20 protein-coding genes are annotated in these 20,568 nt (G+C 65.1%); 8 read left to right on the plus strand and 12 right to left on the minus strand.

The genetic code is table 11. The annotated features are described in order from the left end of the window. The 3 genes from ACO48X_RS03005 to ACO48X_RS03015 form a co-directional block, all read right to left on the minus strand. A partial coding sequence (locus ACO48X_RS03005) for a hypothetical protein (protein WP_485000404.1) occupies positions 1-242 on the minus strand: 242 nt, incomplete at its 3' end. Between the two features lie 72 nt (positions 243-314). Next, positions 315-1,121, minus strand: a complete 807-nt coding sequence (locus ACO48X_RS03010; protein WP_485000406.1) for a ComEA family DNA-binding protein — start codon at positions 1,119-1,121, stop codon at positions 315-317. Positions 1,122-1,221: 100 nt separating this feature from the next. Further along, entirely contained in the window at positions 1,222-1,494 is a 273-nt protein-coding gene (locus ACO48X_RS03015) for a hypothetical protein (RefSeq protein ID WP_485000408.1), read from the minus strand. 268 nt (positions 1,495-1,762) lie between these two features. Here ACO48X_RS03015 and ACO48X_RS03020 point away from each other — a divergent pair, with 268 nt between their 5' ends. Then, positions 1,763-3,757 carry a helicase HerA-like domain-containing protein gene (locus ACO48X_RS03020; RefSeq protein WP_485000410.1) on the plus strand — a complete coding sequence of 665 codons (1,995 nt, stop codon included), beginning with the start codon at positions 1,763-1,765 and terminating at the stop codon, positions 3,755-3,757. A 103-nt stretch (positions 3,758-3,860) separates the two neighbouring features. On the opposite strand, the gene ACO48X_RS03025 is transcribed toward ACO48X_RS03020, so the two are convergent. After that, on the minus strand, positions 3,861-4,838 hold the full coding sequence (locus ACO48X_RS03025) for an aldose 1-epimerase (protein WP_485000412.1): 978 nt from the start codon (positions 4,836-4,838) through the stop codon (positions 3,861-3,863). 26 nt (positions 4,839-4,864) lie between these two features. Then, complete coding sequence (locus tag ACO48X_RS03030; RefSeq protein ID WP_485000414.1) at positions 4,865-7,792, minus strand: leucine--tRNA ligase; 2,928 nt, start codon at positions 7,790-7,792, stop codon at positions 4,865-4,867. A 193-nt stretch (positions 7,793-7,985) separates the two neighbouring features. Between ACO48X_RS03030 and ACO48X_RS03035 the strand changes: the two genes are divergently transcribed. Beyond that, positions 7,986-8,438, plus strand: coding sequence for an HIT family protein (locus ACO48X_RS03035; RefSeq protein WP_485000416.1), 453 nt, complete (start codon positions 7,986-7,988; stop codon positions 8,436-8,438). A 39-nt stretch (positions 8,439-8,477) separates the two neighbouring features. On the opposite strand, the gene ACO48X_RS03040 is transcribed toward ACO48X_RS03035, so the two are convergent. Genes ACO48X_RS03040 through ACO48X_RS03050 form a run of 3 tightly spaced genes read right to left on the minus strand, consistent with a single transcriptional unit; the run spans position 8,478 to position 10,557 of the window. Beyond that, on the minus strand, positions 8,478-9,161 hold the full coding sequence (locus ACO48X_RS03040; protein WP_485000418.1) for a vitamin K epoxide reductase family protein: 684 nt from the start codon (positions 9,159-9,161) through the stop codon (positions 8,478-8,480). 52 nt (positions 9,162-9,213) lie between these two features. After that, positions 9,214-10,029, minus strand: a complete 816-nt coding sequence (locus ACO48X_RS03045) for an HAD-IIB family hydrolase (protein ID WP_485000420.1) — start codon at positions 10,027-10,029, stop codon at positions 9,214-9,216. A gap of 12 nt (positions 10,030-10,041) precedes the next feature. Next, positions 10,042-10,557, minus strand: coding sequence for a hypothetical protein (locus tag ACO48X_RS03050; RefSeq protein WP_485000422.1), 516 nt, complete (start codon positions 10,555-10,557; stop codon positions 10,042-10,044). Between the two features lie 242 nt (positions 10,558-10,799). Here ACO48X_RS03050 and ACO48X_RS03055 point away from each other — a divergent pair, with 242 nt between their 5' ends. Together ACO48X_RS03055 and ACO48X_RS03060 are read left to right on the plus strand one after the other, a co-directional pair. Then, on the plus strand, positions 10,800-11,507 hold the full coding sequence (locus ACO48X_RS03055) for a purine-nucleoside phosphorylase (RefSeq protein ID WP_485000424.1): 708 nt from the start codon (positions 10,800-10,802) through the stop codon (positions 11,505-11,507). Beyond that, positions 11,507-12,166 (plus strand): metal-dependent transcriptional regulator, encoded by a 660-nt coding sequence (locus ACO48X_RS03060; protein ID WP_485000425.1) that lies wholly within the window; start codon positions 11,507-11,509, stop codon positions 12,164-12,166. The genes ACO48X_RS03055 and ACO48X_RS03060 overlap by 1 nt, the downstream gene beginning before the upstream one ends. 164 nt (positions 12,167-12,330) lie before the next feature. Here the strand turns inward: ACO48X_RS03060 and ACO48X_RS03065 are convergent, their stop codons facing one another. Then, a complete protein-coding gene (locus ACO48X_RS03065) occupies positions 12,331-12,477 on the minus strand; it encodes a hypothetical protein (RefSeq protein ID WP_485000427.1) in 147 nt (48 codons plus the stop codon). A 227-nt stretch (positions 12,478-12,704) separates the two neighbouring features. Here ACO48X_RS03065 and ACO48X_RS03070 point away from each other — a divergent pair, with 227 nt between their 5' ends. The 3 genes from ACO48X_RS03070 (at position 12,705) to ACO48X_RS03080 (ending at position 15,323) form a co-directional block, all read left to right on the plus strand. Further along, positions 12,705-13,691 carry a methionine ABC transporter ATP-binding protein gene (locus tag ACO48X_RS03070; RefSeq protein WP_485000429.1) on the plus strand — a complete coding sequence of 329 codons (987 nt, stop codon included), beginning with the start codon at positions 12,705-12,707 and terminating at the stop codon, positions 13,689-13,691. Next, entirely contained in the window at positions 13,688-14,362 is a 675-nt protein-coding gene (locus ACO48X_RS03075; RefSeq protein WP_485000431.1) for a methionine ABC transporter permease, read from the plus strand. The genes ACO48X_RS03070 and ACO48X_RS03075 overlap by 4 nt, the downstream gene beginning before the upstream one ends. 118 nt (positions 14,363-14,480) lie before the next feature. Beyond that, positions 14,481-15,323 (plus strand): MetQ/NlpA family ABC transporter substrate-binding protein, encoded by an 843-nt coding sequence (locus ACO48X_RS03080; protein ID WP_485000433.1) that lies wholly within the window; start codon positions 14,481-14,483, stop codon positions 15,321-15,323. A 40-nt stretch (positions 15,324-15,363) separates the two neighbouring features. Here ACO48X_RS03080 and ACO48X_RS03085 read toward each other — a convergent pair whose 3' ends face one another. Beyond that, complete coding sequence (locus ACO48X_RS03085; RefSeq protein WP_485000435.1) at positions 15,364-18,114, minus strand: multicopper oxidase domain-containing protein; 2,751 nt, start codon at positions 18,112-18,114, stop codon at positions 15,364-15,366. 244 nt (positions 18,115-18,358) lie between these two features. Between ACO48X_RS03085 and ACO48X_RS03090 the strand changes: the two genes are divergently transcribed. After that, on the plus strand, positions 18,359-18,868 hold the full coding sequence (locus ACO48X_RS03090) for a methylated-DNA--[protein]-cysteine S-methyltransferase (RefSeq protein ID WP_485000437.1): 510 nt from the start codon (positions 18,359-18,361) through the stop codon (positions 18,866-18,868). Between the two features lie 81 nt (positions 18,869-18,949). Here ACO48X_RS03090 and ACO48X_RS03095 read toward each other — a convergent pair whose 3' ends face one another. Beyond that, positions 18,950-19,324: a hypothetical protein gene (locus ACO48X_RS03095; RefSeq protein ID WP_485000439.1), complete on the minus strand. Its 375-nt coding sequence runs from the start codon at positions 19,322-19,324 to the stop codon at positions 18,950-18,952. A 171-nt stretch (positions 19,325-19,495) separates the two neighbouring features. Then, the gene (locus ACO48X_RS03100; protein ID WP_485000457.1) at positions 19,496-20,557 is read right to left on the minus strand and encodes a cation:proton antiporter domain-containing protein; all 1,062 of its coding nucleotides are present in this window, start codon (positions 20,555-20,557) and stop codon (positions 19,496-19,498) included. Between the last annotated feature and the right edge of the window lie 11 nt (positions 20,558-20,568).

Raw genomic sequence — 20,568 nt, forward strand, 5'->3', positions numbered from 1 at the left:
ACGCTCCGATGGAGGCCCCCCGCCCACGTCCATCCGATGAAGATCGCGGCAGCCACGGCGGCCGTCCGGGCGACGGCCCGTTCGGGCAGCATTCGTTTGACCGCCCACACGGCGCCGGCCGTCGCCGCCGCGACGGCAAGCCACGCCGATGCGCTTCCGGCCCACCTGACCGCCGCCCGGCCCGCATGCAGGGACGCCCACGCGCCCGCCAGCCCCGAAAAGGCCAGGGGAAGCAGCCTCACATCCTGCGACAGCGCGCGCTCTTGAGCGTGCTTCGAATGTTTCGAGCCCGTCGACATGTTTGCCGCACCGCGCTAGACCGACACGCGATCGCGGAACTTGGCGAGGGTCGCCTTGCCTATGCCTGAAACGTCCAGCAGGTCTTCGACGGACCGAAAGCGTCCGTTCTCCTCGCGCCAGGCGACGATCGCCTTGGCCGTCGCCGGGCCGACTCCCGGCAGCGTCTGAAGCTCCTCGGCGCCGGCGGTGTTCACATTGACCTTGGCAGCCCCCGCCTTCTGCCCCGGGGCGGCCTTCTTTCCCGAGCCTTTGCCCGAGGACTTTGCGCCAGAGCCCTTTTCCCCGCCCGCCGATTCCGAGCCGGACGACGGGCCAAGCGCTCCGGAAGGCGCAGATTCGCCTGCGGCGGCGACGTGGACGTGCTCCCCGTCCGAAAGCTGCGCGGCTAGGTTGGTTCCGGCGGATTCGGCGCGCTCGCTCAGCCCGCCGGCCGCGCGCACGGCGTCGTCGACGCGCGAACCCGGCGCAAGTGTGTAGACTCCGGGGGTTTTGACCGCGCCGCTGACGTAGACGACGATCGACGAAGGCTCGGTGGACCCTCCCGTGGAGCCGCCGCCGGATTCCCCGCCGCCTCGGCTTTTCTGAGAGGTCTTGTTGCCGGTTTCGGCGCCCCTGGACGAGTCGCTCGCTTTGCCGCGCCCGACGCCGCGGGAGGCCGACGAGCCCCGTTCTTCGACGAGCTTGCTCTGCGATTCGTCTCCGCCGGGTTTCGTCAACGCAAGCCATGCCCACGCCGCCACGAGACACACCGCGACCGCGATGAGAACGGCCCGAGCGTTGTCCCGATTCAGACGCCAGCGTCGTCCCCCTGTGCCTCCCATGAGCGCTGCGACGTCCTCCCCCGTCCCGGAGGCCAGGGCGAGGCTCGCGAAGGAACGCCTCTTCGCCGCTTCTTGGATTTCTGCGTCGTCTGCCCGTTTCTCAGCTCTGCCTTTTCTCAGCTCTGCCTTTCGGCTCCTGAAATCTGACGACGGGGAGAACGGCCGTGTCGGCGAGGCCCGGCGCGGCATCCGCCTCGTCGCCGCGACGCGGCAATTCGTCCGCCCCGGGCGCCAAGTCGACGGCCTCAAAGGCGGGGGTGGCCGCCTCAGAAATCGCGTCAAAGCCTCTAGAAGCAGGGTCTGCGGCCTCAGGAATCCCGACAATGCCGCGTATGTCGAAAGGCGGCGGATCGCCGTCGTCGGGCTTGACCAAGAACTGCGGTTCGCGTCGATCGTCCGATGGCGGCGAAAATGAGCGGCAACTTCTCGGTTGCCGACGGAGTGCTTTCAGTTGCCGGCGAAATGCCGGAGGTCGCGGCGGTGGAGTGTTCATGGAAGGAGTCTTGGCCCGTACGGCGGCGTCGGACACTCCCGAAAACAGAAATGTGGACAGGCGCTGCGTCTGGCAAACCTGTGGACCAGTCGCCGCTGACTGTGCAGAAGAAACGCCATTGGCGCCGCAACCCGGTTAGACTCTCCACATGAGCACTTCGGACGCAGAACTCGCAAGGCTACGGGCGCAGGCCGCACAGGCGGCGGCGGATGCGGCCCAAGCGAAAGCCGACGCCGCCCAAGCCGCGCTCGACGCGGCCTTGGCCGCCGGGAACTCCCCCGCTTCTGACGCGCCTCCGGCTTCCGGGAACCCCCCGGCGCCTGAAAGCCCTTCCGCTTCGTCGAGCGATGCGGCGACGGCGGAAAGCCCGCAGCGAGCCGACGGGGGCTCTTCTGCAACATCGGAAGCGCCTTCGCCGCCCGCATCCCAGCAGCCCGACGGCCCCCGGCAAACGACGGCGCCGTCGCAAACCGATTCCGCTGAAAAAGAGCTCGGCGAATACGCCGCCGCCGTTCGCGACGGATACGCCTTCGACACACCGACCCCCACCCTCGGCGCATATCTCGAAGACGGCGCGCCCGAACCGCGCGCGCTCGTGCGAATGCCCCTGGGAATGCTCAACCGCCACGGACTCGTGGCGGGCGCCACCGGCACGGGCAAGACGCGCACCCTCCAGCTCATGACGGAGGGGCTTTCAGCTTCCGGCATCCCCGTGTTCATCACAGACATCAAAGGCGACCTGACGGGACTGCTCGAGCCGGGCCAAGCCTCCGAGAAGCTCTCCGCCCGCGTCGCCGCCCTCGGTCAGCCGTGGCAGCCCGCGTCCTTCCCCGTCGAGCTCTTCTCTCTGGGAGGCTCGGGAGACGGAGTCCCCGTGCGCACGAGCGTCACCGACTTCGGCCCGATTCTCATGTCCAAGGTGCTCGGGCTGAACGAGACGCAGGAGTCGGCGCTGTCGCTGATCTTCTCGTGGGCGGACTCGCAAGGCCTCGCGCTCATCGATCTGGCAGACCTGCGCGCGACCGTCGCATACCTGACCTCTGAGGAAGGCAAGGGCGAACTCGCCGGAATCGGCGGCGTCTCCCCCGCCACCGCGGGAGTGATACTCCGCGAGATTTCCGCGCTTCAAGCTCAGGGCGCGGACGCCTTCTTCGGCGAACCCGCCTTCGAAACGGAGGCCTTCCTCCGCACGTCGGCGGACGGGCGCGGCGTCGTCTCCTGCCTCGAGCTTCCCGACGTGAGATCCCAGCCTGCGCTGTTTTCCACCTTCGTCATGTGGCTTCTCGCCTCCCTCTTCCAGGACCTGCCCGAGGTGGGCGACGCCGACAAGCCCAAGCTCGTCTTCTTCTTCGACGAGGCGCACCTCCTCTTTGCCGACGCAAGCAAGGAGTTTCTCAACCAGGTCGTTCAAACGGTCAGGCTCATCCGCTCCAAAGGCGTCGGAATCTTTTTCGTCACGCAGTCGCCGAAAGACGTTCCCGACGACGTGCTCGCCCAACTCGGCTCCCGCGTCCAACATGCGCTGCGCGCCCACACGCCGAACGACCAGAAGGCCCTCAAGGCGACTGTGGACACGTTCCCTTCATCGCCGCTCGACCTCCTGAAGGTTCTTCCCGGCCTCGGCACCGGCGAGGCCGTCGTCACGGTGCTCGACCCGAAAGGACGCCCGACGCCGGTCGCGCCCACGCGCCTGTGGGCCCCCGCAGCGGTCATGGGGCCGTCCTCGCCCGAGGCCGTCTCCGCGTGTTTGTCGGCGTCGCCGTTCATGGCCAAGTACAAGGACCCGGTGGACCCGGAGAGCGCGTTCGAGCTCCTCGCGGCGCGCGTCGAAGCTGAGAAGGCAGCGGCCGAAACCGCGAAGGAACAGGCCAAAGCGGAAAAGGAGGCGGAGAAGGCAGCGGCGGAGGCCGAAAAGCGCCGCCTAAAAGAGCTCGAAGCAGAGGCGAAGGCCGCCGCCAAGGCGGCCGAGCGGGAGGAACGCGAAGCCGCCAAAGAGGCCGAACGTCAACGCAAGGCCGACGAGCGCCGTGCCGAGCGTCAAGAAAAGCGCAAGGAGGCGGCGATCGATTCGGTTGTGCGCTCAATCGGGCGGTCACTGGGGTCGAGCATCACCCGAACGCTGTTCGGCTCGCGGCGCAGGTAGAGCCGTTCGCAACGCCGACGGCGCGGCCGCGCACTTTCTCGGCACACCGGCGGTTGCAACGGCGCCGGGCGCGGCCCGTCCTGCAGCGCAGCCGTTGCTCGGCCTATCCGCCTATGTAGGTCAGCGTCGCCGTGATCGTCCGGGTCTCACCCGGCCCCAATGGAAGGCGAACCGCGGAATCGGCGCGGCGGAAGGCGTCCGAAAGGGCGGAGCAAGGTTCGAGTGCTATCGACTGACGCTCGTCGCGGGGAAGCCCGTCGCCGGTGAAGACGTGGGCGACGGGAGCCTCGCTGGGCTCCTGGGTCAGGCGCACCCTGGTAGAGCGCACCGGGTCTTTGAGTTCGGTGCACACCACTCCGTCGACGTCGGGGACGAGGTTCGTGTAGGACTGGTCGATCTTCGTCGTCCCGAGGTAGTCGAAGCGAACCGGCGCGGCGACCCCCGCGAAGGCCGAATCGCCGGGTAGCGGAACGATCCGCGCGTCGGTCAGCACCTTGGTTCTGGCGGGGATCGTAAGGGACAGATTCGATATGCCTCTCACGCCGGGCATCTTAATGTACGGATGCCAGCCCATGGAAAGGGGCGCGGCGGAATCGGACGCGTTCTCGGCGCTTATCGACACCGAAAGGTGTTCCTCTCCGTTGATTCCGGCGTCAAGTGCGAAAACCACCGTGACGTCGATGTTCCACGGGTACCCGGAGTCGCCCGGCATGCGTCCGCGAAGCACAAGCGCCGGCCCCCGCCCGACTCTGCCGAAGTCAATGCCCCCGGCTCTGCCGCCCAAGCCCGCGGACTCGGCGCGTTCGGCGAGCTTGTATCGCGCGCCGCCGAAGGAGTACGTTCCCTCGGCGATCCGCCCGCACCAGGGCAGCATGACGAGGCTCCTGTCCCCTGTCTGCGCCTCGAGCTCTTCGGCGGACTCGTATCCGTCTATGACCTCGACCTCCGGCCGAGGATGCCACGAAATGAGCGTCGCCCCCCGCTCGGCGACCAGCGCCTCGGCGCCGGTCGGGGAGGTCAGCTTCCAAGCGGGCAGCCCGTCGAATTCGTGCTGGGTCACCGCGGGGACGTTCTTTGTCATGGCACTTCCTTAGGGACGATGGATCCTCAGGGGACGATGTTGACGAGTCCCGGTGCGCGAACAATCACCTTGCGAGGCTCGCCGTCGAGGAACTTCGCGATCCGCTCCGATGCGAGTGCGCGCTGAACCAGGTCCTCCTCGGAGACGTCGGCGGGCACCTCCAGGCGATCGCGGACCTTCCCCTGGACCTGAACGACGCATGTCACGTTCTCGTCGACGAGAAGCGACTCGTCGCCCACCTCCGGGAACGGAGCGTCGGCAAGCGAAGACTCATGTCCGAGCTTACCCCAGAGCTCCTCGGCTATGTGAGGCGCAACCGGCGAGACCATGAGAACAAGGCTCTCGGCCGCCTCCCTGGGCACCTTGGCCAGGGACGTCAGATGGTTGTTCAGAACGATCATTTTCGCGATGGCGGTGTTGATGCGCATCCCGTCGTAGTCGTTGCGGACGTCCGCGATCGTCCGGGCGAGCAGCTTGGCCGTCTCTCCGTCGACGGGAACGTCGGCCACGGTCACCTCGCCGGTTTGCTCGTCGACGACGTTGCGCCACAGCCGCTGGAGGAAACGCTGGGAACCGACGACGGCTCTCGTCTCCCACGGGCGCGACATGTCCAGCGGGCCCATCGACATCTCGTACAGTCGGAACGTGTCAGCCCCGTAATCGTCGCAAATATCGTCGGGCGTGACGATGTTCTTCAACGACTTGCCCATCTTCCCGTATTCGCGGGAGACAGGCTCGCCTTTCCATGTGTAGAGCGTCTCGCCGTTCTCGTCGGTCCCCGCCTCCACGACTTCCTCGGCCGGGACGTACTGGCCGCGTGCGTCCGTGTAGGCGTAGGCCTGGACGTAGCCCTGGTTGAAGAGCTTGTGGAAGGGCTCGGAGGAGCTGACGTGGCCGAGGTCGAAAAGCACCTTGTGCCAGAAGCGCGCGTAGAGGAGATGGAGGACCGCGTGCTCGACTCCGCCGACGTACAGGTCGGTGCCGCCCGTGATGTTTCCGGCGTCCGGGCGCGGCCCCATCCAGTAGGCCTCGTTTGTCGGATCGACGAATTCGGCTTCGTTGTGGGGGTCGATGTAGCGCAGTTCGTACCAGCACGATCCCGCCCATTGCGGCATCGTGTTCGTCTCGCGCCTGTACCGTTTGAGGCCGTCGCCCAAATCGAGTTCGACGTCCAGCCACTCCTCGGCGCGGCCTAGCGGCGGCTCCGGCGAGGAGTCGGCGTCTTCGGGGTCGAAGGTGCGCGGCGAGTAGTCGCTGATCTCCGGCAGCTCCACGGGCAGGCAGTCTTCGGGAAGCGCGTGCGGCCGGCCCTCATCGTCCCAAACGATGGGGAACGGCTCGCCCCAATAGCGCTGGCGGGAGAAGAGCCAGTCGCGCAGGCGATGCGTCACCGCGGCCCGCCCCGCGCCCGTCGACTCGAGCCATGCCGTCATGGCGGCCTTGGCCTCGTCCTTCGACAAGCCGTCGAGGCTGATCGAATCGTTGGCCGAATCGACGGCGACTCCCTCCCCCTCGTAGGCGGCGTCTTCGAGGTTGGGGCCGTAGGGGTCCTCGGCCGGCCCGATTGTCCTGACGACGTCGAGGCCGTAGGCGCGGGCGAACTCCCAATCGCGCGAATCGTGCGCCGGGACGGCCATGACTGCGCCCGTTCCGTACCCCATCAGCACGTAGTCCGCGACGAAGATCGGAATTTGCTTGCCGTTGGCGGGGTTGACTCCGAACAGCCCGGTGAAGACGCCCGTCTTCGCACGCTCGTCGTCGGACCTTTCAATCTCGCTCTTGGCTGCGGCGGCGGCGCGGTATTTCGCGACGGCCTCGGCCGGGGTCGCAGCCCCGCCGGTCCACAGGCCATTCGTCCCCTCGGGCCACGACTCGGGGACGTTCAGGCGCGACTGGTCGGCCTCGCTGCCGGGAACGCCGTCGCCGAGGATCGGATGCTCGGGGGCCACCGCCATAAATGTGGCGCCGAAAGGCGTGTCGGGCCGGGTCGTGTAAACCTCGAGCCTGCGGCCGGCTCCGGGAACGTCGAACTCGACGCTCGCGCCTTCCGAACGGCCGATCCAGTGGCGTTGCATAAGCCGGACCTTCTCGGGCCAGTCGATGGTGTCGAGGTCGTCGGCCAGCCTGTCGGCGTAGGCGGTGATGCGCATCATCCACTGCCGCAGGTTCCTCTTGAAAACGGGGAAGTTTCCGCGCTCGGAGCGCCCGTCGGCCGTGACTTCCTCATTGGCCAAAACCGTTCCCAAACCGGGGCACCAGTTGACCGGGGCCTCGCTGATGTAGGCCAGACGGCGCGAGTCAAGCACCTCGCCCTTCTCGCCTTCGCTGAGCTCGGACCATTCGCGTCCGTCGTCAAGCTTTCTCTTCCCCGCGTCGTATTCGTCGCGGAGCTGAGAAATCGGGCGTGCCGAGCCCTTGCTCCGACCGTCTCGGCAGGTGGCGTCCGGGTCGTACCAAGAGTTGTATATCTGCAGAAAAATCCACTGCGTCCAACGCACGTAGTCGACGTCGGTGGTCGCAAAGGTCCGGCGCGAATCGTGGGAGAAACCGATGCGCTTGAGCTGGCGGCGCATGTTCGCGATGTTCTGCTCAGTGGTGACGCGCGGATGCTGGCCGGTCTGCACGGCGTATTGCTCCGCAGGCAGGCCGAAGGCGTCGAATCCCATCGTGTAGAGCACGTTCTTGCCGAGCATGCGCTGATACCTGGCGATCGTGTCCGTTGCGATGTACCCGAGCGGGTGGCCCACGTGAAGGCCCTTGCCCGAGGGGTAGGAAAACATGTCGAGAATGTAGACCTTCTCAGCCGACGTCGCGCCCGCAAGGTCGCCGACCGGGTTCGGGGTGTAGAACGTCCCGAGCTCTTCCCAGCGTTCCTGCCACCGCGCTTCGATCGCGTTGGCCAGTTCGGCCGTGTACCGGTGCGGCGTCGTCCCGCCTGTTTCCTGTCCGCTCATCGTCCGCCTTTCATTATTTTGGTATGCCAAGGTTAACTCAAGCCCGCCGACGAGCCCCAAAGTGTCCACTGTGAGCTTCGCGCGCCGTGAAATCAGGCGCCGGCCGCGAATCGTCCGACGGTTGAGAAGTTCGATCCGGCCCTTGGAGAATCACGGTCGGTGGAAACTCCGATCGCGGACGTAGAATCGTGCCATGAGCGTGTTCACCAAGATTTTCGAAGGCAAGATTCCCGGGCGGTTCGTCTGGGCCGACGACGTCTGCGTCGCCATCGGCACCCATGAGCCCATTGCAGACGGCCACGTCCTCGTCATTCCGCGCATAGAAGTCCCGCGCTTCACCGATCTCGACGAAGAGACCTTCGCCCGTCTGAGCGTCGTCGCGCAGCGCATCGGGAAGGCCCAGATCGATGCGTTCGGGGTTCCTCGCGCGATGACTGTCATCGCGGGCCTCGAGGTGCCTCATGTGCACATCCACGTCATTCCCGCCACCAGCGAGGAGGACATCCGCTTCGAGAACGCCAGGGCCGGATTGCCGGCGGAACAGCTCGACGCGGCTATGGTCCGCCTGCGGGAGACTCTCAAGGAGTCGTGGGAATCCTTCGTTCCGAAGGACCTGCACTCGGTGAAGCCCCTCTGGCTCGGGTGACGGCCCCTGGTGCACGTCGGAAGTCCCCTGGCCTGGGCGTCAGAAAACGTACTCCCACTTGTCCCACAAGGCGACGACCGCCACTAGAACCACGGCAAGGTAGACGGCCGCGACGAGCCACCACCTGCCTTTGACGAGAATTCTGCGGACGCCGTCTCCGGCGGGCAGGTGGCCTGCTCCGAAGCTGCGGGCGAGAACGTGCACAATCAAGGGGATTGTGGCGGCCCACGTAACGATGCAGTACGGGCACAAAGCTCCCTCGACGAAGATTGACGTGTACTGGAACCAGAGAATCCACGCGGCGGCTGCCGCCATTCCCAAGCTCAGCAGACGCCACATCCAGGAGGGCAGGCGCGCCCCGCCGAGGAGCGCGAGGCCGAGGGCGACGACGCCGCTGAAGAACATGAGCCCGAACAGCGCGTTGGGCGCGCCGAATAATAGGGTGTTGTAGTCCGAATTGAAAAAACCCGAGCAGCCGATGAGCGGATTGAGGTCGCACGACAGCTTTCCCCCGGGGTTTTGGAGCATGGCGCGCTCGGCGGTCACGAGGCTGAAGGACGCCCACATCCCCGCGAGCCCGGTCACGAGCATGACGATCGAAAGCTCGAAGGACGCTCCGCCCGCGAGCTCTCGGTCCGAGGCTTTCCACTTCTTCGACTCCGCCTCGGCTATGTAGGCTTCGACCTCGTCGTCGCTCAGGCTGTCAATGTCGATGTCGGCCATGGACTCCTCCGTCGTTTCGGTTGCTTCAAGGCTCCGCGCATCGGCTTAAATCCTAGCTGCTCTGCAGCTCCGCTTCACCCGGCCTGTCCGCCTCGCCTGGCGTGTGCGCAGCCGCGTATTCTTCGACAAACCGAGCGGTGTCCTGCCAGCCGCCCACCGGATGCGCGTCGATTCCCAGGCGCAGCACGGGATAGTCGTTCCCTCCCTCGTCGAGGCGGTCGCCGACGAAAAGCATGTCGGAGACGGCGATTCCCGTCTGGGACGAAAGCTCGCCGATTCCGTAGGCCTTGTCAATTCCCTTGCGGGTGACATCGACCGACGTCGAGCCTCCCGAACGCACCTCAAGCTCTGGAAGCAGCGCTGCTCCGGCGGCCCGTAAGGCTTCCTTTTTCCGGCCGTCGGGATCCCACGCCCTCTTCTCCTCGAGCGGCGCCTCCTGGCCGAGGGCGGAAAAGGTGATCTGAGACCCGCGGTCCTCGAGGACGGGGCCCCATGTGTCCTCCCGCCACAGGCCGAGCCTGCGCGCCTGAGATTCGAGGACTTCCATGACCTTGCGACGTTCGTGGGCCGTGAGGTCCCTGGCGTAGATTTCAACCCACTGCCCGTCGATGCAACGCATGTAGCGGGTGCCGCAAGTGGGCATGAGATGCAGCCTGCCCAGCTGCTCGGCGGACGCTCCCAGGTTGTCGAGCAGCTGGGAGGAGAATTGGCCGAACTGGCCCCCCGAAATCACGCAAACGTCGACCAGGTCGAGAAGCCGACGCAGGGCGGCGGCCATCCGATCGGGCAAAGGCGACTTCGAGGGGGCGAGCGTGTCGTCCAAGTCGAAGGCTATGAGCCGATAGTCCTTGCGGAGCGTGGAATCCATCCGAAGGATCCTCTACTCCTTGTCGTTGACGGCGTGCTCGAGGACGGCGCGGCTGAAGGCAGGAAGGAAAAGTCCGAAAGCAATATAGGCGACCGCTTTGGCCAAGACCGAAAGGATCTGCAGGGCGGCGCCCCCTCCCGCCGTGGCGATTGCGAGCAAATCAAAGAGACCGTACAACGCGAATCCCGCACCTGCGATCATCGAGACCAGTTGAGCGATCTTCGCGAGGGCGACGCCGCCCTTGTTCTGGAAGTTCATCGAGAAAGCCGCGCCGAAGCCGCCGCCTTGCCTGGGCTGCGGGAAAGCCTGCTGGCCATAGCCGTAAGCGTCGGCTCCGGGCTGCACGTAGCCCTGCGGATTCTGGCCGTAGACGTCCTGGCCGGGCTGCTGACCGTAAGCGTCTTGTCCCGGGGCGGGAGCCGCTGAATATGCCGACGGCGCCCATCCCTGCTGGCCGGGCTGCTGATACCCCCCTTGACCGGGCTGCTGCTGGTAGCCCCCCTGGCCGGGGTTGTTCGGAACAGTCATGTTCGCACCTTTCTTGACGATCCATAGCCGACGAGCGTCGTTCGGCCAAGGACAATTTTCGTCGACGTAAGTCAGCAACGCCACTTCTACCCGAAAGAAGGGGTGTGGATACCTCCCCACGGGCGATATAGTGGCCTAGATGCCAAGCAAAACGCCGCATTGAACGTACCGGTGGAGTCTATCACCTTGCCGCTGTGCGCTCCCATGCCCCGCCCGCACCCCGATCAGTTTGGAAGGCACACATGGCCACACCCCACATAACCGCAGAAAAGGGCGACTTCGCGCCCGCCGTCCTCATGCCAGGCGATCCGAAACGGGCGCAGCGCATGGCCGAAGCGCTGCTGACGGACGCCCGAAAGGTCACGGACGTCCGCGGAATCGTCGGGTACACCGGCCTCTATCGGGGAAAGCCCCTTTCCGTCATGGCGTCGGGAATGGGCCAACCCTCGCTTGCGATATACGCCACGGAGCTCTATTCCTTTTACGACGTCGAACGGATCGTCAGGGTCGGAACGATGGGCGGCCTTGCCGTCGACGCTTCGCCCGGCGACGTCGTGATCGCCCTCGGGGCGCACACCGACTCCTCGATTGTGGGCGGCGTCGTTCCTGGGATCCACTTCTCGGCCACCGCCTCGTGGAGCCTGCTGCGAGCCGCGGTCGAGGCGGCAGGCGACGATCCCCGGGTCAAAGTGGGGACAGTCGTTTCGCGAGACCGCTTCTACGGCAATCCGATCGAACAGACAAAGCGCTTGGCCGAAATCGGCACGCTCGGCGTCGAGATGGAGGCGGCGGGCCTCTACACGATCGCGGCCGAGCTCGGCAAAGAGGCCCTCGCCGTCCTCACAGTCTCCGACCTCCTTTTCGATCCCAGCCGCGACATGACGGCCGAGGAAAGGGAAAGCAAGTTTTCGAAGGCCTTGAACATCGCCGCGGCCGCGGCAGTCGGCTGATGGCGCTGTCGGCTTCGCACGAGGACTACCTCCGCGCCATATGGAAGCTCGGAGAGTGGCAGGAAAAACCCGTCACTCCAGGCGACCTCACGCGGACTCTCGGCCTTTCGCCCTCCACGGTTTCCGAGGGTGTTCAGCGTCTCGTCTCCATGGGGCTTGTGCGCCACGCCCGCTACGGCAACGTCTCGCTGACCAAGGCCGGAAGGGACGAAGCCGCCCGCATGGTCCGAATTCACCGGCTCATCGAAACCGGGCTCATGACGATATTCGGCTACTCGTGGGACGAAGTCCACGACGAAGCGGAGCACCTAGAGCACGCCGTTTCCGCAACCTTCGTGGAAAGGCTGGACGCCGCGCTCGGGCATCCCCGGCACGATCCCCACGGAGATCCCATCCCCCGCCCCGACGGCTCGCTGCCCGAGGCTGAGAACGCCGTCTCCCTGGGGTCGCTCGGCCCGGGCGAGGCCGGCGTCGTCCACCGCGTCGACGACGCCGACTCGGCCGTGCTGAAGGAACTCGCCGGCATCGGGCTGGTCCCCGGCGCAAGCGTGAGCGTCGCCGACGTCAAACGCGGCCTCGGCCTCATGCGCGTGTCCACGCCTCAAACCTCGGCCGACATCTCCCTTTCGGTCGCCGACGCCGTCTCTGTGACGCATTGACGCAGCGCGGCGGCCTTCATAGGGCCATCCGTCGGCGACTCTCACGGGTCCGCGGAACGAACCCGTCGCTTGGCGGGTTGCAACGCGTGAGAATCGGAATCGCCATTCGCGGGACGCTCGCGCGCGTCGGCTCCCGGCCAGGTCCGTCGCCCCGAACCGCGCGCTCACCCCGAGCCGCACACGATGCCGAAGTCGACGAAGGAAAAATCGACTGGAATCTGAGGCTCCCACACATCCGTCAGCGCATCGATGACGTACTCAAGGGAATCGGCGTCTTCGCGACCGTCGGGGTCGCACCACTTTCTTGTCATGCCGCAAGTATCGCGGTGGGATCCGACACTTTTTCACCCCGCCTTCACGCGAATTCGCCGCAGTCTTCAAACCAGGGCCCCGCCGCGCCACGGCGCACTCTTGCACACGTCGGCGCCATGCGTATATCTTTCTAGCTAGTTCATCTAGAGCAATCGAGAGACGTGGCTCGACGACGTTGCAGCAACCCGGGAGGCCGGGTGCTTCCGCCACGACCGATGGAGGAACCATGATAACGCTGAGCGGTGTGACCAAAGTCTACCCGCGGCGCGGGCAAGAGCCGGTCGTCGCCTTGGACGACATCAACCTTGAGATCCCCGCGCGAGACATCCACGGCATCGTCGGCGAATCCGGAGCCGGAAAGTCGACGCTCATTCGCTGCCTGACGGCCTTGGAGCGGCCGACGAAGGGCGTCATCCGCGTCGGCGGGCTCGATCTCGCCTCGGTTTCCTCGGGCCAGCTGCGCGAGGCCCGCCGGACGATCGGCATGGTTTTCCAAGGCGCCAACCTCCTCGACGCCAGAACCGCGCGGGAGAACATCGCCATCCCCCTCCGTCTGGCGGGCATGCCGTCTTCAAAGAGGGCCAAGCGCGTCAGCGAGCTGCTCGACCTCGTCGGCCTTTCGGACCGCGGAACCTCCTATCCGTCCGAGCTGTCGGGCGGCCAGCGCCAGCGCGTAGGCATCGCCAGAGCCCTCGCAGACAACCCCTCCGTCCTCCTCTGCGACGAGCCGACGTCCGCCTTGGACACGGAGACGACCGAGCAGATCCTCGGCCTCCTCAAATCGGTTCGCGACAGGTACGGCGTGACCGTCGTAATCATCACCCACGAAATGTCCGTGGTGCGTCAGATCTGCGATTCCGTCACCCTTCTCGACTCCGGCCGGATTGCGGCAAGCGGGCGGGTGGAGGACGTCGTCGCCGCCGTCGAATCGCCCCTGTCGCGGCAAATAGTTCCGCCCCCGCCGCTGGCGCCGGAGGACGCCCACGGACGCACCGTCGTCGATGTGGCTTTCACTTCCCGGCCCGGAGAGCCCACCGGCGCCCGGGTTCTCGACGCGGCCCGCGAGCTCGGCGCGGACATCGGCGCCGGAACCTTTGAAACGATCGGCTCCACGCAGGTGGCCCGTTTGGCCTTGACGGTGGATCCGGACGACGTCGCCCGCGTCCGTTCCGCATTCGCCGACATAGACGTCGCAACGGAGGTGCGCGCATGAACGACGGCACGTGGTTCGACAATCCGGCGATCAAGCAGGAGCTTTTCCAGTCGACGATCGACACGCTTTTGATGGTCGGAGTCTCCACCCTCCTTTCCGTGGTCTTCGGCGGCATTCTGGGGATCGTCCTGATCACCCTCAAGGAAAACACCGACAGCGCCAGCAAGTTCTTCGCCGCGGCCCTGGGTTTCATCGTCAACGCGACTCGTTCGATTCCCATGGTCATCGTGATGTTCCTGCTCATCGTTCCGACCAGGGCTCTCATCGGCAATGCATCCGGATGGCAGGGAACGGCGGTCCCGCTCACGGTGGGCGCGATCCCCTATTTCGCGCGCCTCGTCGAGTCGAATCTTTCGGGGGTCGAGCGCGGCAAGGTCGAGGCCGCGCAGATGATGGGCGCTTCCAGAACATGGATTCTTTGGGGCGTCCTCGTCCGTGAAGCGGTCCCCGCCCTCATCCAATCCGTCACCATCTTGGCCATCACCCTCGTCGGATACTCGGCGATGGCAGGAATCGTGGGCGGCGGCGGCCTTGGAGCGCTGGCGCAAAATTACGGCTATTACCAGCACCAGTGGGATGCGATGACCATAATCATCGTCGTCATCGTCCTTATCGTCCAGGTGATCCAGTGGGTCGGCGACATGCTCAGCCGGCTGGCCGATCACCGCTGAGGGGAAGCCAGCCGGGGAACAAACCCTCGCACCGCACGCCGGGCTTGCGCCCATTTCCAACCTCGGGCGCGCTCCCGCTCCATTTCCGGGCAAAGCCCGCTCAGACCTAAGGAAAACCATGTCTCGTTTCAAGTCTTTCATCGCGCTCGCCGCCGTTTCCGCGCTTGCGCTCTCCGCCTGCGGAGCCGACGACAAAGCGTCGTTCAAGGCTCCGGAGAAGAACTCCGACGGAACCGTCACAATCACAGTGGGGGCGTCGCCCGTTCCCCACGCCCAAATTCTCAACTACGTTCAGGACAATCTGGCCAAGAAAGCCGGCCTCAAGGTCGAGATCAAGCAGTACCAGGACTACATCCAGCCCAACTCTGCCCTCGACCAGGGCGAGATCGACGCGAACTTCTTCCAGCACGTCCCCTACTTGGAGGACGCCTCGAAGAAGAACGGCTACTCGTTCGAGCACGGCAAAGGCGTCCACATCGAGCCTTTGGGCATCTACTCGAAGAAAATCAAGGATCTCAAGGACCTTCCCGACAACGCGACCGTCGCCATCAACGACGATCCCTCCAATCAGGCTCGCGCCCTCGAGCTGCTCGTGAAGAACAAGATCATCACGCTCAAGAAGAAGGATTCGCCGACCATCTACGACGTCGAATCGAATCCGAAAAAGATTCAGCTCAAGCCGTATGCTGCGCCCTCGATTCCAGCGGCGCTGCCCGACGTCGACATCGCCATCATCAACGGCAACTACGCGCTGAAGAACAAACTAACGCCTTCGAAGGACGCGCTGTACCTTGAATCGGGCAAAGACAATCCCTACGCGAATGTACTTGTCTGGAATTCGAAGGCCAATGAGAAAACGATCGAAGCGGTCAAGAAACTCGACAAGCTGCTTCATTCGAAGGAAGTCTCCGACTACATCAAGAAGAAGTGGCCGGACGGCGCGGTGGGCCCCTCCTTCTAAGGCCGCGACGGCTCGGGGCGCGGCGGCCCCTGCCGCCGCGCTAGTCGGACACGACGATCTTCGCCGTCGCGCCCCGCTCGGCATACGTCATCGCATGGTTGAGGGCGGTGTACGTCCCCGCTTCGGGTGCGACAAACTCGACGAACCCGCCCTGGGCGACGGATACGTCCAATCCCTGCGATCCGGCGGAGCCGACGCTCTCTTTGCCCGGAGCGAAGGGATCGCACGAGGCTCGCGTGAGCCCTGAGCCGTCGCATCCTCTGCGGATGGAATACCTGCCCTCGTACCACACCGTGTCGAATTGGGTTCCGACGACGTGGAAGGGGAGGTCTAGATTGGGGCCGGCCGAGACGGCCCAGATGCGAACTCTCTCTCCTTTGCGCACTTTGATTGGGCGGTGGACGTACTGGAAGGGATATCCATTGAAGGAGACGGAGCTGGGCGTCACCCGCGCGATGGCGTCGGCGTTTGCGGCGTCGGCCTTGCTCCGAGCCCAGTACTGCTCGCTCTGGACGAAAACGAACTCGCGATCGACGGGATCGACGTCCTCGGGATCGATGACGACGGCCCCGTGCATCCCGCTGGCTATGTGCACGGACAGCGGGGCCGTGCTGCAGTGATAGAGCCAGATGCCCGCGCGTTTCGCGGTGAACGTGTAAACGAGGCTCTGCCCCGGGGCGATCGTTTTCATACGCGAATCGGGTGAAACGTCGCCTGCGTGGAAATCGAGCGAATGCCCCATCGTGCCCTTGTTGACGAGCGTGACATTGAAAGTGTCGCCCACTTTGCCGCGCAGAATCGGCCCCGGCGAGGCTCCGTTGAACGTCCAGACCTTCTGCCTGCGGCCCGGGGCGACCTCTTTCTCCACCTCTTTGGCCTCAAAAGTGACGTTGTGCACCCTTTCGCTTCCAGCCGGGCGAAGAACCGGGTCGCTCGGGCTGAAGCCCTTTCCCGGCTTGGCGGAAAGCTCGGCGGCCGTAGGCAGGATCGCCTCCCCCGTTCCCGCGTGGCCGGAGCCGTGGCTCGCGCCGCCGTGCCCAGAATGGGAACGGTCGGAGCCCGCAGGCGTCGAACCGGCATTCCCGCCGCCTGAAGCGTGGGTTCCCGAAGCGCCGACGGCCTTGACCTTGATGACCATTCCCGCCTGTCGGTGGCCGACGATCGTGCACCAGCCCTCTGTGTCGGCCTTCACGACGCCGACGTCGACCGTTCCGCTTTCCCCCGCCTCAACGGCGCCGGTTCCGGCGCCATTGGCGAAAACGAGGTCATGGCGCTGATCGCCGGTGTTCTTCAAGGTCACGACGAGCCTGTTGCCAGCCGGAACGTCAATGCTCGAAGGCGAGTACGCGAGGCCTCGGACGGAGACCTCGACCTTGGTCACCGGGGCGTCGGCTTCGACTGCGGGGTCGGTCGCGGATCCCGTTCCCACGCCGGCGGCGACGGCGACGACGAGGGCGATCGACGCCAAGCTCGCGCCAAGCGCCATTCGCGTCCTCGGAAGCTTCCTCGGCCCGCCCTCCGGCGGCGGAGGCGTTTCTTCGACGTCGAGCGACCGTTGGCGCAGGCTGTGGAAAGCGACGAGGGCGACGCTCGAAGCTGCGCTGACGCATGCAATCGCCAACGCCGCGGTTCTCGTGCGGGCCGACGGGGTTGCGAGGGCCACGGCCACCCCGCCGTTGACGAGGAACCATCGGGCCGCCGCGGAGGGTTCGATGCGTTCGAGCGTGCGCCTGAGCCTGGCGGGCCCGCCTCCGAGCACAACAGGAAGGAGGAAGGCAAGAGAGCCGACGACCGTTTGGACGGCCCCCGCCCCAATGAGGAGAGCGAATTGAATGCCCGTTCCCGTCCGCGCATGAGCGGCGTCGGGCGAAGCAAGCAGCTGGACGGCCCACGCCAGCGCGGCGACCATGATCCACGTGATTCCCGCGCCGACGAACCAGCCGTCGCCCACTGAGGGCATCGACCCTTTCCAGGATTTGGCGACGGGGACGAGCACGCCGAGTACGGCCGCCGCAACCCATGCGAGGACTGCCAGACCGGCGATTCTCGGCATGTCGAGGAGGGAAAAGACGACTCCCGCCACAACCGCGCCAGCCAGGCACGGCAGCGCACGAGTGGACAGCGCGACCGCGTTGGGCGTCATTCGCGCCCGCGCAATCGTCGGCCCGAACGTCACGAGCGTGCCGAGTATCGTCAAACCGACGAACCCCAGGGTCTGACACAGCGAATGAGCAAGGGCAAGCGCGTCGTGCCTGGAATAGAGCGCGCTCCACCAGTTCATCGCGATATCGCGCGAAGCGACGTCGACCGCCATGAACACGCCGATGAGGGCGCCGAGGACCAGGAACGTCGCCGCTGTCGCGTGAAACCGCAGGGTTACGGCGGCCCTGCCGAGGAACGATCCCGACATTGCTTTGCGCAAGGCGGCGATGTGCCAAGAGATCGTCGCAACGACGACCGCCGCGCCGGCGATTGCCAGAAACGCGGCAAGCCCGCCGGTGATCGCCAACGCTCCGCCGAGCTGAATCACACCCGCCGCCAGCAGCGCAAGCCTGGCCGCCTGCGCTCTCTGCGACTGTTGGCTCCGAGTGAGGGCGTCGGCAAAATGCCACGTCCACACGAGAATCGCGGAGCCGACGAGTCCGAGCCCGGCCACGTGAATCGCATACCACGTCGGATTCGGCAAAACGGCGTTGAGACACAGAGTTAAAAGCAACACTGCGGCCCATCCGAGCTGAATGCCCAATGTTATCCGGTGCCACGCGGCGCGGGGTCGAGACGTCGTCTTCATGGCTCCATGGTAATGAAAGGCTCGGGACTTTCCTCCGTGCATTCCCCTTGGGCGCGTGGCTTTTCCTCAGGCGAGGCTTTTTTGGGCCGAGCTTCCTCGCGCCGTGTCGTCGCCCGAGGGAAATCCGTGTTTTCAATGGCGCGCGGGGCGTGTTCTCGCCCGGCGGATGGAACACGCGGCTCCTTCGCCTATTTTGATCGGCGAACACCCACTAGGATGGTGAAAACCGAATCGGGAGGCCGCAATGTCCGTTTTGCATTACTGCATCCACAAGACGCCGGTAGGCGAACTGCTCGTCGCCGAATCCGACGGCGCGTTGATTCGAGTGGCTTTTGCCCGAGAGAACTTCGACGTCGTCCTCGGCGACCTATCCGACGTCGGCGTTATCGAAGCGGGGGTGGCCAGCGTCGCTCTCCATGTTGCCACGCACCAGCTGGACGAATACTTCCGGGGCGAACGCGGGTCTTTTGACGTTCCGCTGGGCGCCGACCCCGGGACTCCGCTCAAAAGAGCCGTGCGGGAAACGCTTCTTTCCACCGAGCCGGGCGGGGTCATGACGTACAAGGAGCTGGCGGAGGCGAGCGGCTTCCCTTCGGCGACACGGGCCGCGGCCAGCGCCTGCGCCTCCAACCCCCTGCCCATCGTGGTTCCATGCCACAGGGTCGTTCGGTCGGACGGCTCGCCGGGCCAGTACTTGGGCGGGGCGGATGTCAAGCGCTTTTTGCTCGACCTCGAAGCTCAAGTCTCCGCGTGAATTCAAGGCCCGCAGGGAAAGTTCAAACCCCCGATTGGAAGCTGCGGGGCGAGGCGCCGCTTCTGTCGCGGCTGACTGAGGCTAATCGTCGGATGGCATTTTTCTCGGCGGCATCGTCGGCATCTTCGCCGGAAGGGCGTTCGCTATTCTCTCGTCCGTCCAGTATGCCGGGTCGAAATCCGGCACTCTGTGGGTGACGACTCCGTTGCGCACAATGTCGCCGTCTGAGTCGGTCTTTGCGCCGTCCTGCCTTCCGACGGAGTCTCCGCCGTCGGCCTCTTCAAAGCCATAGGGCTCCCCTTCAAAGCCATAGGGCTCCCCGGAGCAGTCCGAGTCGTCGGTTTGCGGGAATCCCGTCTCGCCGAAACGATCGTCGATGCGCCTTTCGAGTCGGGAGATTGCCGCGTAGGCCGCGCCGATCAGCAGAAACGACACCGCAATCGTTCTCTTTTTCATCCTTTGGTCCAATCGTCGGGAAACTGGTGAACAGGGTCGTCCAGGTGAATAGGGTCTCCAGGCTCGGCCCTCTGCGGCTCACCCTACGCGGTATGCGTCGATGCGTCCATCCTCCGGGCAGGCTTCTTTTTCGGGAAGCGAACAAAGCCGACGACGAGCGGCGTCCGCCGATCAATCGAGCTCGACCGGCCCGATGACTCGGATCTCTTCGACGTCGAGCCGCTCTTGGACCGCGTGGAGCACGTTCATGTCGATTTTTCCCTCGTTGCGCAGGCGCTTGAGGGCCTCTCGCTGGTAATCGATGGCCGCCAGCCGCAAAGCGCGATTTTGGCGCCAATAGCTCTGAGAGTCGTCAAGATCGGGGTTGTTCCGGGCGTTGGCTTCCTCTTCGATTCCCTTCTGAAAGCGGCTCCACTCGGCTTTTGCGCCGTCGATTGCCTCTTGGCTCGCTCCGACCCGGGCCGCGAGGTCGTCGAGGGCCTCGTACCCTTCGCGCGAAATCGCATTCATCGCGTAGTGAATCTCCTCTTTTTCCGAAGTGTCCGGGGGAATCTTCGCCCAACGGATCACGGCGGGAAGAAGGAGGCCCTGCACAACCATCGACAGCATTACAACCCCGCCGACGACGAAGATTGTGAAATCCCGTCCGAATGTGCCAGAGGGAACCGAAAGGGCCACTGCCAGCGAGACGCCGCCTCTCAGGCCCGCGAAGGTGCTGACCACTCGTCCGCGGAACGTCGTGCGCAGCCGCTGCTGCTTTTCGGATCGATCCAATGCGCGGATGATCCCGATCACCACGTGGACGAAGACGAATCGGGCGAGCACGGAAACGGCCCAGGCGGCCGCGACCACCTTGAGTCCGTATCCCCATGAAGAATCGAAGCGCTCGATGGTTTCTCCCATCCGTTTGACTGCGCTCGGCAGCTGCACCCCGACAAGCACGAAGAGCGCGCCGTTCATGAGATAGGAAACGAAGGACCATATCGGCAGGCCGTAGAACCGATTGACGGGCTTGATGGTGTCCGGTCCCCGGTAGGTCAGGTAAAAGGCTGCGACCACGACGGCGACCACGCCTGATCCCTTCATGTCCCGAAAAGGCTCGATGCTTTCGGAAATCAAGAAGGCTGCAAAGGGAACCGTGAACATGAAAACGCTGAAGTTCATCGGACTCTTGATGTAGGCGCGCAAGGCGTTTGCGGCCCAGCCAACCGCCAGGCCGACCAGGGCACCAATTTATATTGTCC

The sequence above is a fragment of the Peptidiphaga sp. genome, from assembly GCF_057238965.1.

Bases quoted from the DNA above. Each gene is read 5' to 3' on its own strand.
- ACO48X_RS03025 (WP_485000412.1), bottom strand. From the start codon at position 4,838: ATGACAAAGAACGTCCCCGCGGTGACCCAGCACGAATTCGACGGGCTG.
- ACO48X_RS03055 (WP_485000424.1), top strand. From the start codon at position 10,800: ATGGCCACACCCCACATAACCGCAGAAAAGGGCGACTTCGCGCCCGCC.
- ACO48X_RS03060 (WP_485000425.1), top strand. From the start codon at position 11,507: ATGGCGCTGTCGGCTTCGCACGAGGACTACCTCCGCGCCATATGGAAG.
- ACO48X_RS03045 (WP_485000420.1), bottom strand. From the start codon at position 10,029: ATGGATTCCACGCTCCGCAAGGACTATCGGCTCATAGCCTTCGACTTG.
- ACO48X_RS03070 (WP_485000429.1), top strand. From the start codon at position 12,705: ATGATAACGCTGAGCGGTGTGACCAAAGTCTACCCGCGGCGCGGGCAA.
- ACO48X_RS03075 (WP_485000431.1), top strand. From the start codon at position 13,688: ATGAACGACGGCACGTGGTTCGACAATCCGGCGATCAAGCAGGAGCTT.
- ACO48X_RS03035 (WP_485000416.1), top strand. From the start codon at position 7,986: ATGAGCGTGTTCACCAAGATTTTCGAAGGCAAGATTCCCGGGCGGTTC.
- ACO48X_RS03030 (WP_485000414.1), bottom strand. From the start codon at position 7,792: ATGAGCGGACAGGAAACAGGCGGGACGACGCCGCACCGGTACACGGCC.
- ACO48X_RS03080 (WP_485000433.1), top strand. From the start codon at position 14,481: ATGTCTCGTTTCAAGTCTTTCATCGCGCTCGCCGCCGTTTCCGCGCTT.
- ACO48X_RS03050 (WP_485000422.1), bottom strand. From the start codon at position 10,557: ATGACTGTTCCGAACAACCCCGGCCAGGGGGGCTACCAGCAGCAGCCC.
- ACO48X_RS03065 (WP_485000427.1), bottom strand. From the start codon at position 12,477: ATGACAAGAAAGTGGTGCGACCCCGACGGTCGCGAAGACGCCGATTCC.
- ACO48X_RS03095 (WP_485000439.1), bottom strand. From the start codon at position 19,324: ATGAAAAAGAGAACGATTGCGGTGTCGTTTCTGCTGATCGGCGCGGCC.
- ACO48X_RS03085 (WP_485000435.1), bottom strand. From the start codon at position 18,114: ATGAAGACGACGTCTCGACCCCGCGCCGCGTGGCACCGGATAACATTG.
- ACO48X_RS03010 (WP_485000406.1), bottom strand. From the start codon at position 1,121: ATGGGAGGCACAGGGGGACGACGCTGGCGTCTGAATCGGGACAACGCT.
- ACO48X_RS03020 (WP_485000410.1), top strand. From the start codon at position 1,763: ATGAGCACTTCGGACGCAGAACTCGCAAGGCTACGGGCGCAGGCCGCA.
- ACO48X_RS03040 (WP_485000418.1), bottom strand. From the start codon at position 9,161: ATGGCCGACATCGACATTGACAGCCTGAGCGACGACGAGGTCGAAGCC.
- ACO48X_RS03090 (WP_485000437.1), top strand. From the start codon at position 18,359: ATGTCCGTTTTGCATTACTGCATCCACAAGACGCCGGTAGGCGAACTG.